The following is a 13,784-nucleotide window of genomic DNA, read 5'->3' on the forward strand; positions in this document are numbered from 1 at the left end:
TCTTTTGTAGCCTAAATTTGCCCGCTTATCTGGCTTTATAACGACAGCGCAGCAAGTTGCCTACGTAACTTAACGTAATACCACGCATTGGAAATAGCGAATAAGGCTTCGGTAATCGCCAGGCCCCATGTTTGAGTAGCCACGCCGTATACCGTAAAGTTAACCGAGCCAATTATCATGCAAATACGCAGTCCTGCTTCTTTACAGTGTAACTCACCAAAGCGATACACCATGAAAGTCATTACTGGCATAAGTTCTAGTAGCCCAGTCTTACCCGTAAGGGTGTTAATACTTGCCACTAGCACGGTCATCAACGTAAGAATAATATAAGTGGCGTACGCGGGTAAAAGCTTCTGAGTAACAATACGATATGTTGTGCTTAAGCCTGCCACCGTAATAACAACCACCCCACCCCACGCTTGCTCGAAAGCAAGTAAACTGGCTAGCGCCACACACAACCCTAAATTCAAAAATAAAAGCTTGCGCTCTGTATTGGACCAAAACGATCCAATAGCAAACAATACAGGGATTGTATGAAGCAATAATTCAAACACGCCAATGCTCCTTTATAGATAACAAATGAGTCAAAAAATAACCGTTCTTTAATGGCGCGAAGTGTAGTGATTAGCTAAAAACTTTCAATGGTTTTTTTGGGCTTTTCGATGAATGTCATTTAGGTGCTACGACTCGCATTCTCGTTGGTCTAGCGGGTTATTACGTTAAGAGACATTTAAGTTAGTTTTACAATGGCATAGTATTGAATGTGTGAGATTTTAATTAACGCTTCAATCGTTGGTATTGATCTGCTCTACTAGGGCGGGTTGACCTAACGACAAGAAAAATAAAAGAAATCATAATAAGACAGGAAATAATAATGGGAAAATTTAAAACGTCGCTTACCGCGATGGCGGTAGTGCTTGCACTCGGTGCTTGTTCTGAGCAAAAAGCGCCTCAGACAACGTCTGTAGATACTGCTGAAACCCCCGCAATGCAGGAAAACCAACAGTTCGACAATGTACTCCTTCAAGAATTCAAAGGCCCCTATGGTGGCGTTCCGGCTTTCGATAAAATGAAACTGGAAGATTTGAAACCTGCCCTTGAAAAAGCAATGGAACTCAAACTTAAAGAGATTGATGAAATTGCGAATAACCCCGAGCCACCTACGTTTGAAAACGTAATTGTGGCTATGGAACGTTCAGGTAGCGAGCTTAGCCGCGTATTTCGTTACTACGGCATTTGGAGTGCGAATAAATCAAGTCCTGAATTTCGTGCAATCCAAGTAGAAATGTCACCCAAGTTGTCAGCATTTTCTACCAAAATCACACAAAACGAAAAGTTATTCGAACGTGTTAAAGCGGTTTATGAGTCAGAAGAACTATCGACATTAACCGAAGAAGAACAGCGCATTACTTGGATGACTTATAACGACTTCGCCCGCAATGGCGCGACGTTGGACAGCGAAGCGAAAAAGCGTTATGCCGCCATTAACGAAGAGTTAGCAACCCTCTATACGTCGTTCTCAAATAACGTACTGGCGGATGAAGAGAACTACGTAACCTATATTACTGAAGACCAATTAGGTGGCTTGCCTGAATCTTTCGTAAAAGGCGCTAAATCTGCCGCCCAGAGCCGTGGTGAGCCGGATAAATATGCAATAACAAACACCCGTTCTTCAATGGATCCGTTCCTAACCTACTCTACTAACCGTGAATTACGCGAAAAAGTATGGAACACCTATTACAGCCGTGGCGATAACGCTGATGAGTTCGACAATAACGAAACCATTAAGCGCATTTTAACCTTACGTGATGAGCGCGTTGAATTACTCGGGTATGAAAACTATGCCCAGTGGCGCTTAGAAGACCGTATGGCAAAGAACCCTGAAAACGCCATGGATCTTATGATGAAGGTTTGGCCCGCTGCCATTGCACGTGTTGAACAAGAAGTGGCCGATATGCAAGCCATTGCTGACGCTGAAGGCGCTGATATCACTATTGCCCCGTGGGACTATCGTTTTTATGCCGAGAAAGTTCGCCAAGCCAAGTACGACCTAGACTCAAACGAAGTGAAGCAATACCTGCAGCTAGATAAACTGCGCGATGCTATGTTCTACGTTGCTGGTCGTTTGTTTAATTTCAACTTTACCCCAGTGGAAGAAGGTAAAGTGCCTGTATTCCACGAAGACGTTAAAGTATGGGAAGTGACCGATAAAGATTCCGGTGAACACATTGGTTTATGGTACTTAGATCCGTTTTCTCGCAAAGGTAAACGCTCTGGTGCATGGGCCACAACCTATCGCTCGTCAACAACCTTCGACGGCAAAAAGACGGTGTTGTCTTCTAACAACTCTAACTTCGTAAAAGGGGCTGAAGGCGAACCCACTCTCATTTCATTTGATGATGCAGAAACCTATTTCCACGAATTTGGTCATGCACTGCATTTCTTATCTGCTGATGTGAAATACCCTTCTTCACACTCAGGCGTACGTGATTACACTGAGTTCCAGTCGCAACTATTAGAGCGCTGGTTAACCACCGACGAAGTTATTAATCAATTCTTAGTACACTATGAAACGGGTGAACCTATTCCTGCTGAACTTGTTGCTAAGATTAAGAAGGCATCAACCTTTAATGAAGGCTTCAAAACCACTGAATATATGGCTTCTGCTATCATGGATTTGAAGTACCATACCACTGATCCAGCGACTATTGAGCCCGATACCTTTGAACGTGAAGAGCTTACAAAACTCGGTATGCCCGAAGAGATTGTTATGCGTCACCGCACACCTCACTTTGGTCACGTGTTCTCGGGTGAAGGTTATGCCGCCGCGTATTATGGTTATATGTGGGCAGAAGTGCTGACCGCTGATGCATCAGAAGCCTTTATGGAAGCACCGGGTGGATTTTACGACGAAGAAGTGGGCAATCGCTTAGTGAAGTACCTCTTTTCGGTTCGTAATGCGATGGATCCAGCTGAAGCTTATCGTAAATTCCGTGGCCGCGATGCCAAAGTTGACGCATTAATGCGCGACAGAGGTTTTCCAATCCCCGAAGATAAAAGCAAAGACAAAAGCGAAAATTAATCGTTAAACCTACCTAAACAAGCCGCGAAGTTGAGAAATTCACCTCATTTCGCGGCTTTTTCTTGACCTTTCGGTCAATTTAACTTCAAAATCAATTTATCGGTTTTATACGTCGATAGTATAATACTTCGCGTTTTTCTGCCGATACAAAAACATAATAAAAATAAAGCTAGTGCGAACTACCTCTCCTCGTGTTTCATCACGTGATTAATAACCTGCAACTAAGCAGTAAAGTAGACGCTAACAGTAATAACCCAACGCCCAAGACGTGACTGTGCCTGCAGTGCAGCGTCGTTATTTCAGCAGTCCACATATGGTCGGAAGTTATGACTTTGAGTATTAAACAAAAATTAATTATTTCACTAATGGTCGCCGTGTTGGCAGCCTCAATCTTGGTAGGCTCAATTAGCCAATGGATAGCCCGAGATTTAGTAAAAGAAAACATGGAACAGCTTCAACTTCCTTCACTGTTGAAGCAAATTGGCAATCAGGTCGATAGAGAAGCCAGTGTGATGCTTTCTGTTGCCCATGGTATTGCATCCAATCCTGACATTTTAGCTTGGTCAGCCGCTGGCGCTGATAGTTCAGGTGAAAAGCGACTTATCGCTTATCTGAACGATATCGTGAATTTCAACGACTTAACCGTAGCCTCTTTCGTCGATAGAAAAACCACTAAGTATTGGAATCAAGACGGTTTTTTACGAGTGCTGAAAAACGATGAATTCGATGGATGGTTCTTTGCTTACCGTGATAGTGGTACGCCAATTTCACTTAGCTTGTATAACGAACCTGGCCAAGGTTATAGATTGTTCGCTAACTTCCAACAAACCGCAGGCCGAGGCATGTCTGGAGTTGCGAAGTCTGTTGACGAGCTATTAGATATTATTAACGCGGTAAAAATTGCTCAAACCGGCTTCGTGTATTTAGTTGATGGCGAGGGCACTATTATTGCCCACCCTGATACTAGCCTTTTAGGAAAATCCAAACTAAGCGCCATTAGTGGCACAAATGCTTCGCGGACTTTACTGCAACAACGTGATTTTGCGATGGCAACCAGTGAAGTAAACGCCGATGACGTCCTTTTTGCTAGTACGTATGTAGAAAAATCCGGTTGGTACGTGGTGGCGCAAGTACCCGAGCAAGAGCTTTATGCCTCATTAAATGCAGGCAGTCGTCAGATCATTTTATGGTCTATTGCCATCGCGGGCCTGTTTGCGCTGCTTGGAATTTGGCTGGCATCGTCTCTCACCAAACCTATCGAATCTCTAGCTGATATTTTCCAGCAACTTGATAAAGGACAAGGCGATTTACGTTCAAGAATTGACGTACCAGAACAAAAAGAAACCGCTCGACTGGTTGAAGGCTTCAATAGTTTTATCGATCATCTTCACAGTACTATTGCATCGGTAGCTAAAACTAGCCAAGCCCTTAAAGCCTCAGCTCAAGAAGTGGCCAGCCAATCTCAGCAAAATGAACGTTCTACTCGTAGTCAGCGAGACCAAACCATGCAGGCCGCAACAGCGTTAACTGAAATGGGCAGCACGGTCACTGAAGTCGCACAGTCTGCTACTTATGCTGCGCAAAATGCGAATCGTGCGACTGAAAGCTCGCAAGAAGGCCGCCTATTTACTCAAAAAGCGGTGCACGCAATATCGAACCTTTCTTCCCAAGTAGAAAGTGTGTCTGAGGTTATCCAGTCTCTTGATGAGCACACTGCGGCTATCGGCGGCATACTTGATACAATTCGCAGCATTTCAGAGCAAACTAATTTACTTGCGTTGAATGCAGCGATAGAAGCCGCTCGGGCTGGCGATCATGGCAGAGGCTTCTCGGTTGTGGCCGATGAAGTTCGCACACTGGCTCAGCGTGCAGCTGCCGCCACCGATGAGATACAGATCAAGATTGATAAGTTCCAACTCGACTCCAAAACGGCAGTTTCTCAAATGCAAGATAGCAAAGCTCAAACCAAAGACGTGGTTGGCGCTACCGATGATATCGATAAACTTTTGCAGAAAATTGCCGAGGAAATCGTGCTGATTAATGATGTGAATACCCAAGTGGCCACCGCTACAGAGCAACAAGCGACCGTCGTTGAAGATATTAGCCGGAGTATTAATGAGATAAGTTCATCGAGTGATGAAACCCTTAATGCCACACATGTGTTAGTAGGCGTTAGCGAGAAGCTAGACGAACTAGCAAACGAACTGGCTCAAGAGGTTAGTCAGTTTAAGTTATGAGATTAGTTTTATTTCAATACTGCTTGGCTAGAACGCAATAGCGTATTGCAGTTTAACTTGGTTGTCGTGGGCTTTGCTCCACGGCAACTGGATTGTTGCGCTGTCCGACTTCCATGACTCTCTAGAAGCCGCAACCGTGAGCGTGTGTCTTTCTTCCATTAGAGGAACTTCAAAATACACACTAGCCGTCGTACTAGTAGGGAGTTGAATCACTTCGGCAACGGGAATGGAAATTTCATGTTCAGGACGAATTTTGTGGCTTAACCCAACCCGGTAACTTCCTTTATCCCACCAACTCACCACCTCAAATTCATGGCTTTTAACCCGCTGAGCGAGTACCCCATAATCGAGTAAGCCTTTGTTATAGTGAACAATGGCTTCCACATTGAAGCGTTTAGTGAATTGCTGATTGACCACTAACTGATATTGCTTCTGCTTACAGCCTTTAAATCTAATTTTGTTTTTAGATAACGCGATGGAAAAAGTATCATCCAAACTTACATATTCACTCAACCACTGTTCAGCATCTTCTATCGCTGAGGCAGAGACAGATATCGATACCCATGCACTTTGAAGCGCTGTAAGCATCACTATAAGCTGAGAGAATCTACGCATTAAACCGGTTACCTAATATGCAAAAGCAGAGTAGAACCTTATATAACCACGAAGTGTAAAACGTGGGAATTAGCCATTATGCCAACTCCCGTCAAGTGATTAAAATATAGACTAATTTATTTTTGAATGATTTTAACTTCGGTAAGCGATGCCTTGCGATGCCCAGCAGCTTCTTCTGAAAACCAGTAATTGCCGTTGTCATCAACACATACACCCTCTACTTGTTTATAAGCAGGTAACGGCCAGATATTAATAGGAACAAACTGATTATCAACCTGGGCCATGAAAGTATCAAAGTTCCCAAAGGGGTCAGATTTATAGCCCACAATGACGTATAGATTACGAGCGGCATCGTAATCTGCGCCAGTAATAACACCCGGTAAACCTTCGATATGCGCAAACGCGGTTAGTGTCTGGGGCTCTGTAGATTCATTAACTTCATACACTTTAGCCACACCGGTACGCCAGCTTTTCGAGAACAGTATTAACTTTCCGTTGGCATACGTCATGGCCTCTGAATCAAAGTCATGGGCATAAGGCATGTTGCTACTTGGATTGTTGCCTTCATAGGCTACTGTCATTGTGACTATATCGTTAAGGTCATTTTTATTGACCTTATATATAGTAAGACTCTCACGACGGCCCTTGTTGTTGCCAACATCCGCAACATACCAATGCGTTGAACTTGCTGTAACCGCTTCCCAATCGATATTGTCTAACGCCATTCTATCGGTTTTAATCACCTTGCCTTCATAAGATAGATGAAACAATTCCGGTTTGTTTCCAGAGTCGTTCAAACTAACGAGCGTTGAGGCATTACAAAACAGCCCCGACGTCTCTTCTAATACGTCAGGAAGCACCGTTAACTTACCCACAGATATTTTAGTCTGAGCTTCAGGGTATGAAGCAGCACAACCAGTAAGTAACGAGAGCGAAAAAAACGTAGCAACTGCTACAGGTAAAAATGAGTGATTAAGCAACGTAGATAGTCCGTTGATAAGGCGCTCTTTGGCGCGTAATTAATGAAGTCTTAAAATACTATGCTTCCCCTTCCACGACAACGTTGAATATAAGCGAATTGATCCCTTATAGGCTAAACTCTGTTTTAATTACATGGCGCTTATACGAAAGTCTCTGTCGGCTTGTAGATAAGTTGCTATATGATGGAACCGCATAACAAGATGAGTATGGCTACATACTCACAATTATATAAATAAGGGAACACGCATTGTCAGATCCACTCATGTCTTTGGTTGCCGTTGGCTTATTGTCGATTAGCTGCCAATATCTCGCGTACAAAGTTCGTTTACCTGCCATCTTACCGCTTTTAATTGTAGGTATTGTGGTTGGCCCTGTATTTGGCGTGCTTGACGCAGACGCGCTTTTTGGCGACCTTTTGTTCCCAGTTGTATCGCTTTCCGTTGCTATTATTCTGTTCGAAGGTTCCCTTACCCTTAAGTTTGGTGATATTGCTGGTCATGGCAATATGGTTCGCAACCTATGTAGTGTGGGTGTGTTAGTTACCTGGGTTATTGCCGCTGTGGCGGCTCATTACAGCCTAGACTTGTCGTGGCAACTCTCTTTTTTATTCGGCGCTATCGTGACGGTAACCGGCCCCACCGTGATAGTGCCCATGCTGCGTACTGTGCGGCCTAAATCTAATTTGGCAAGTATCCTACGGTGGGAAGGCATTGTCATCGACCCCATTGGTGCCCTGCTGGCCGTACTCGTCTTTGAGTTTATCGTCGCCTCTCAAGGCAATGCTATTTCCCACACTTTTATCACCTTTGGAAAAACCATCGGAATTGGTTTCCTGCTTGGTTTTAGTTCAGGTTATTTGCTAGGGCTTTCTATCCGCAAAGATTGGATCCCGCATTACTTATTAAACACCGCGGTTTTAACCATTATTCTCGGCGTGTTTGCAGCGTCAAACTATGTTGCACATGAATCTGGACTATTGGCCGTTACCATTACCGGCATGGTATTAGCCAACATGAAGAACGTGGAAGTAGAAGACATTTTAGAGTTCAAAGAAACCTTAAGTGTGCTGCTCATCTCAGGCTTATTCATATTACTTGCTACCCGTCTTAGCCTTCAATCTATTGCGGATGTGGGCTGGGGAGCACTTATTGTCCTTGGCGCAATCATGTTCATCGCTCGTCCGTTATCGGTAGCAACGTCTTCTATTGGTACTGGTCTTAAACTTAATGAGTTGGCCTTGCTGAGCTGGATTGCACCTCGCGGTATTGTGGCCGCAGCCGTATCTGCATTGTTTTCTTTAAAGCTTGAAGAAATTGGCTACGAGGGTGCTGGCATTATCGTGCCTATGGTCTTTCTTGTGATTATTGCTACCGTCGTTGTACAAAGCCTTACTTCTCGAAGTGTCGCACAATTGCTGAAAGTTCGAGCCCCTGCCCCTACCGCTTACCTAGTATTCGGTGGCAGTAAGTTTAACCGTATGCTTGCTGATGAAATGATTAAGCAAGAGTTGAGCGTTACCGTTGCAGATACCAACTGGGATGCCATTCGTGAAGCCCGAATGATGGATATTCCTGTGTATTTTGGTAACCCCATGTCAGATCACGCAGCTCGTCATCTTGATATTGCCAGTTTTGGTACGGTGTTGATTATGTCACCTTACAAACAGCTCAATCCTCCCATCGCGTATCATTTTGAAAATACCATGGGCAAAGACAAAGTGTGGGCACTGACAAGTAACGAACAATCTACCCGTCCAAGTCACCAAGTCAGTGAACAATACGCCAAACGTCTTACCTTATTTGATGAAGGGGTGACTTATGGGTATTTGGCATCAGCGATTGCTCGTAACGCCAGTATTAAAACAACACGGCTTTCTGATGAGTTTACCTTCGCGCAATATAATGAAAAATATGGTGATAGAGCCACACCATTAATAGCCATAGATGTTGAAGGAAAAAGCTTCACGTTCGTGAATGGGAACAGCATTCATCCAAAGGCTGGGTGGCGAGTAATAAGTTTGATTTTACCTGAAGGTGAAGCAGTGTAAGAAGATGCTTGTGGGTTAAGATGGCACCCTGCCTAAGCAGGGTGCATCTCCCTGGAGAACGCGTAATCCAGTGCTTCTTCATGAGAAGCATAATTGTTTATATTTTACCGTAACTACGCTGTCGGCGTTATAAAAGCAAAGAGTAGACCACTTTGCATTTTCGAAATATTTTCAATAGCTTACGCATTTCTTAATGAAATGGCAGGCTTCCAAAGGGGGGCAAAGAAAAACCTTGGTGCAATGTGCGCACAACTTTGGTGAGCTAAAATTAACCAATTGATATTTATAAGTAAGGTTAACCTACATTACGTTTTATAACCGCTAGCGTTTTATCCAATGCACCACTGTTTTCCTCTAAAACTTTCCGGCCGGCTTTTCCAGCTTCCTCACGTTTCATCGGGGCATTAATCCAAGCTTCACATTGCTGAGCAATTTCTTGTGCGTTCGCTATTTTTGTAAGCGCCCCACGCTCTTCCAAATACTCACAAATTACTGGGTTGTTATAGGTATGCGGCCCCATCATGATGGGAATAGAAAAGGCGGCTGGCTCTAACGCGTTATGCCCACCGCGATTTGCAATCGATCCCCCTACAAATGCAAAACTAGCAACGCTATAAGCACTGTTCAATTTGCCCATTTCATCAAGCAAAATAACTTTCGTCTCTGGCGATATAGCATCAATATTACTTGTTCGAACGTATGCAAGTTCGTTTTGCTCTAACAGCTTAGCAACGGTATCAAACCGCTCTGGGTGACGAGGTACTAATAGCAAGCGAAGATTATTACCTGCGGTTGACGAGCCAAGTATCTTCATGGCATCAATCATGGCTTGCTCTTCAAGATCGTGGGTACTGCCAGCAACTAATATTGGGCCGTCTGTTGGTGAAAGGCCCATGAACCCTATACTTAGATGCGATGTAGTCGCAGCTTGGTCAAACTTAATATTATTAGTTTGGGTCATACGTGCTTCAGGCATACCTAGTGCAAGGTAATTATTGTAATCACGCTGACCTTGAGTACATATATGAGAAAGTTTGTTTAGCATGGGTTTAAACAGTTTACCTATTTTCATGTAGCGCTTAGCTGACCTATCTGTCATACGAGCATTAATCACCATTATCGGTATGTGGCGCTTCCAGCAAGCATGGATAAAGTTAGGCCATAATTCGACTTCGGTAATAAGCACCGCTTTAGGTTTAATGCGCTTTATCATGGCAGCCATTGCCGTATGTAAGTCATAGGGCAAGTAAAAATGGTGTACCGTATTACCAAAAATATCCCGCACCCTTGCCGAGCCTGTGGGCGTAGTCGTGGTCACCGTAATCTGGGTATCTGGCTCAGCCTGAATGATGCGCTTTATTAAGCAAGATGCCGCCACCACTTCACCAACCGAAACACAGTGAAACAGGTAACCGTTAGTTTTTTGGGGCTTAGCAACAAAACCGAATCGCTCGAACCGGCGTTGGTTATATTCTTTATTTCTTGTCGCACCGCGGCGCATTAGCTGGATAAATGCGAAAGGGATAATGCAAAATAATACACAGGAGTAAAGCCAGCGACACACATCTTCTAGTAATGTAGGTCTGTATTCGGCTTCTTTACCGCCTCTTATCATTAGTAATTCCTATTGTTATTCTTTGGTAGCCTGACTGGCTCACTACACAATAAATGAAATGCGTAGCGCTATGCTAGGTCGTCATCAAACTGACGTTATTATGTGTTTTACTCACCCATTATAACTCGTCTACATGTAAGTTTTATGTGCTCTACTGCAACCCAGCCGAACGTACTTTTAATCAGGCTTAGCGCTATTGGTGACATTGTAATGGCCTCAGGGCTTCCGTCCAGCATTAAAGCGGCTCTTCCTAATGCTCGAGTTACCTGGTTAGTTGAAAAACCGTATGCAGGACTAGTACAACACCACCCTTTCGTTGACGACATTATCGTGTGGCCGAAAAGCGAATGGAAAGCGTTTGGTAAGAAGCGCGCCTATTGGTCTTTGCTCAAATCGGTGTTGGCATTTAGGCGACAACTCCACGATAAAGGTTTTACCCACGCCATTGATGCCCAAGGCTTACTTAAAAGTGCCTTTTTAGCCTATCTCAGTGGTGCAGGTGTCCGAATTGGTTTTAATAGTAAAGAGCAAAGCCAACGTTTCTTAACCGACACAATAGATAAACCAATATCAAACCAAATCAGTAGCGAGTATCGATATTTAGCAAAGCATATGGGAGCGCATTCTTACGAACTACATATTGAAATGGGGGAAGCTGCAACACAAAAGCTTCAGGGCACGCTAGGTGCCCTGTCGGTAAATGGCGATTATATCGTACTTGCCCCTTTTACTACTCGCCCGCAAAAGCACTGGCCAATTAATCATTGGAGGCAACTTATCACGCTTATCCGTCAGCACAGTGATATCTCCATCGTTATTCTAGGCGGCCCATCAGATAGCTGTGATGCAGAGGCACTGACCTTCAATGAAGGTGATGTTTATTCATTAGCGGGGCATGTATCGGTAGCTGAATCAGCCGTGGCGGTGAAGCAGTCTAAAGCTTTTATTGGCGTTGATACTGGCCTAACACACATGGCGGTTACTTTTCTTCGCCCTACAGTTGCGCTTTTTGGGTCTACCTGTCCGTATACATATACTGATAATGCTAACACTCATGTATTATATAAAAAGCTAGTCTGTGCGCCATGTAAGCGTAAACCAACGTGCAATGGTACATTTGACTGTATGGCGTTAATTCGCCCAGAAGAAGTTTTTACCACTGTGAAGGAATACCTGTGAGCTTAAAGATTTTGCATATAGAGTTGGGTAGAAACTTGTATGGCGGCGCTAAACAAGTTGTTTACTTGTTAGATTCACTGAACCGCCAGTTTGATTACGAAAACCACCTAATATGCCCAGAAGATAGTAAAATTGCGTCGCTGTCCCTTTCAGGCTGCCAAACGCATACTATTGCTTATCGCGGAGAAACAGACTTATTTGCCGTGAAACGCATGGTTAACATCGCCCGTAAAATTAATGCCGATGTCATTCATGTACATAGTCGTCGTGGGGCAGATGTTTTCGGCGCCATGGTAGCGAAGATCACGGGTATTCCCGCTATATGCACACGACGAGTAGATAACCCAGAATCACTGTTTGCCACTTATAAATACAGTCAGTTTGCGGCTGTAGCGAGCATTTCTGAGGGTGTGTTTAATGTGGTAAGTCATCACTGTGAAGCAGTGAAACACCAACCGGTTATTCACTCGTCCGTAGATTTTAAAGAGTTTTCGAAGCCTGGTGACAAAGCGTGGCTAAGTGAAACCTTCTCCATTCCTTCAGATCATACCGTTATTGCTAACTTTGCTCAGCTTATATCTCGTAAAGGCCAAGCTGATATTATTTTAGCCATGGAAAAAGTGGTTCAAAATAACCCTAAAGTGAGTTGTTTACTTTTTGGCAAAGGAAATCTTAAAGAAAGCTACGAAGCACTTATCGACCGGCATTTACTTACCGAACACGTTCACCTGTGTGGCTTTACCGATGAAGTCAGTAAAATTCTTCCCAGTGTTGATATTGTGGTTCACCCCGCTTATGCAGAGGGTTTAGGCGTTATTCTTCTTCAAGCGGGAGCCTGTAAGCGTGCGGTGGTATCGACACCGGTAGGCGGTATTCCCGAAATTATTGAGCATAATGAAACAGGATTAATGGTGACGCCAGGGAATATAGATGAAATAGCCGATGCGCTGATTACACTGGTAAATGATAAGCAAACCCGAGAGACCTTAGGCAATCAGTTGTATCAACATGTAAAAGGGCATTTCAGTACCAAGGAAATGGCGGCTAGTTATAGCGAGTTGTATTTGACCGTCACACAGCCATCTTAATTTTGCATTGTTAAATTTTAGACAATAAAAAAGCCGCTCAAGAGCGGCTTTTTCAATCGTAAGAAAAGTTAGCGATTAAACGCCAGCTTTTTCTACAACGCTAACCAATGTCCAATTTTTGCTTTTAGACAATGGACGACATTCACTAATAGTGACTACGTCGCCTTGGTTACATACGTTTTCTTCATCGTGGGCGTGAAGTTTAGTAGAACGTTTGATGAACTTCCCGTAGATAGGGTGTTTTACAAAACGCTCAACAACAACAGTAATGGTTTTATCCATCTTGTTGCTAACCACACGACCTTGCACTGTACGAACTTTTTGTTCAGTCATTACGCATCAGCCTTTTGAGTCAGAATGGTTTTAACACGCGCGATGTTACGACGTACAGTTCTCAATTGATCAGTCTTTTCAAGTTGACCAGTTGAGTGCTGCATGCGCAAGTTGAACTGTTCGCGTAGCAGGTTAATCAACTCTGCGTTCAGCTCTTCTACGCTTTTTTCTTTCAGTTCAGTCGCTTTCATTACATCACCGTCCGAGTTACAAAGGTTGTCTTAAATGGCAGTTTAGCCGCTGCCAATTCAAACGCTTCGCGTGCTAGAGATTCAGGAACACCTTCCATCTCATAAAGAACACGTCCAGGTTGAATTTGGCATACCCAGTACTCAACGTTACCTTTACCTTTACCTTGACGCACTTCAAGAGGCTTCTCAGTAATTGGCTTGTCAGGGAAAACTCGAATCCAAATTTTACCTTGACGCTTAACGTGACGAGTCATAGCACGACGCGCTGCTTCGATTTGGCGAGCGGTCATACGACCACGGCCAACTGCTTTCAGGCCATAAGTACCGAAGCTTACCTTGCTCCCCGCAATGGCAAGACCACGGTTACGACCTTTATGCATTTTACGAAATTTCGTACGCTTTGGTTGTAACATGAT

12 protein-coding genes are annotated in these 13,784 nt (G+C 43.9%); 5 read left to right on the top strand and 7 right to left on the bottom strand.

The genetic code is table 11. From position 1 onward, the window contains the following. Positions 1-35: 35 nt before the first annotated feature. Complete coding sequence (locus tag AAC006_RS06165) at positions 36-554, bottom strand: YgjV family protein (RefSeq protein WP_339890921.1); 519 nt, start codon at positions 552-554, stop codon at positions 36-38. 320 nt (positions 555-874) lie between these two features. Between AAC006_RS06165 and AAC006_RS06170 the strand changes: the two genes are divergently transcribed. Next, the gene (locus AAC006_RS06170; protein ID WP_339890922.1) at positions 875-3,082 is read left to right on the top strand and encodes a M3 family metallopeptidase; all 2,208 of its coding nucleotides are present in this window, start codon (positions 875-877) and stop codon (positions 3,080-3,082) included. Between the two features lie 326 nt (positions 3,083-3,408). Further along, positions 3,409-5,319, top strand: coding sequence for a methyl-accepting chemotaxis protein (locus AAC006_RS06175; RefSeq protein WP_126872976.1), 1,911 nt, complete (start codon positions 3,409-3,411; stop codon positions 5,317-5,319). A gap of 27 nt (positions 5,320-5,346) precedes the next feature. Here the strand turns inward: AAC006_RS06175 and AAC006_RS06180 are convergent, their stop codons facing one another. Together AAC006_RS06180 and AAC006_RS06185 are read right to left on the bottom strand one after the other, a co-directional pair. Further along, entirely contained in the window at positions 5,347-5,934 is a 588-nt protein-coding gene (locus AAC006_RS06180; protein WP_013785720.1) for a hypothetical protein, read from the bottom strand. Between the two features lie 116 nt (positions 5,935-6,050). Next, positions 6,051-6,914 carry a hypothetical protein gene (locus tag AAC006_RS06185; RefSeq protein ID WP_126872977.1) on the bottom strand — a complete coding sequence of 288 codons (864 nt, stop codon included), beginning with the start codon at positions 6,912-6,914 and terminating at the stop codon, positions 6,051-6,053. Between the two features lie 248 nt (positions 6,915-7,162). Between AAC006_RS06185 and AAC006_RS06190 the strand changes: the two genes are divergently transcribed. Then, a complete protein-coding gene (locus AAC006_RS06190) occupies positions 7,163-8,962 on the top strand; it encodes a sodium:proton antiporter (protein ID WP_126872978.1) in 1,800 nt (599 codons plus the stop codon). Between the two features lie 295 nt (positions 8,963-9,257). Here AAC006_RS06190 and AAC006_RS06195 read toward each other — a convergent pair whose 3' ends face one another. Beyond that, positions 9,258-10,577, bottom strand: a complete 1,320-nt coding sequence (locus tag AAC006_RS06195) for a 3-deoxy-D-manno-octulosonic acid transferase (RefSeq protein ID WP_208806156.1) — start codon at positions 10,575-10,577, stop codon at positions 9,258-9,260. A gap of 144 nt (positions 10,578-10,721) precedes the next feature. Here AAC006_RS06195 and AAC006_RS06200 point away from each other — a divergent pair, with 144 nt between their 5' ends. Together AAC006_RS06200 and AAC006_RS06205 are read left to right on the top strand one after the other, a co-directional pair. Further along, the gene (locus AAC006_RS06200) at positions 10,722-11,756 is read left to right on the top strand and encodes a glycosyltransferase family 9 protein (RefSeq protein WP_208806155.1); all 1,035 of its coding nucleotides are present in this window, start codon (positions 10,722-10,724) and stop codon (positions 11,754-11,756) included. Beyond that, the gene (locus AAC006_RS06205; RefSeq protein ID WP_208806154.1) at positions 11,753-12,844 is read left to right on the top strand and encodes a glycosyltransferase family 4 protein; all 1,092 of its coding nucleotides are present in this window, start codon (positions 11,753-11,755) and stop codon (positions 12,842-12,844) included. Before AAC006_RS06200 ends, AAC006_RS06205 begins: the two co-directional genes overlap by 4 nt. A 75-nt stretch (positions 12,845-12,919) precedes the next feature. Here AAC006_RS06205 and rpsQ read toward each other — a convergent pair whose 3' ends face one another. Genes rpsQ through rplP form a run of 3 tightly spaced genes read right to left on the bottom strand, consistent with a single transcriptional unit; the run spans position 12,920 to position 13,781 of the window. Further along, positions 12,920-13,177 (bottom strand): 30S ribosomal protein S17, encoded by a 258-nt coding sequence (gene rpsQ, locus AAC006_RS06210; RefSeq protein WP_013785726.1) that lies wholly within the window; start codon positions 13,175-13,177, stop codon positions 12,920-12,922. Then, positions 13,177-13,368: a 50S ribosomal protein L29 gene (rpmC, locus tag AAC006_RS06215; protein ID WP_013785727.1), complete on the bottom strand. Its 192-nt coding sequence runs from the start codon at positions 13,366-13,368 to the stop codon at positions 13,177-13,179. Before rpmC ends, rpsQ begins: the two co-directional genes overlap by 1 nt. Next, positions 13,368-13,781, bottom strand: a complete 414-nt coding sequence (gene rplP / locus AAC006_RS06220) for a 50S ribosomal protein L16 (RefSeq protein ID WP_013785728.1) — start codon at positions 13,779-13,781, stop codon at positions 13,368-13,370. The genes rpmC and rplP overlap by 1 nt, the downstream gene beginning before the upstream one ends. Positions 13,782-13,784: the final 3 nt, after the last annotated feature.

The organism is uncultured Alteromonas sp., assembly GCF_963976965.1.
Taxonomy (GTDB): domain Bacteria; phylum Pseudomonadota; class Gammaproteobacteria; order Enterobacterales; family Alteromonadaceae; genus Alteromonas; species Alteromonas naphthalenivorans.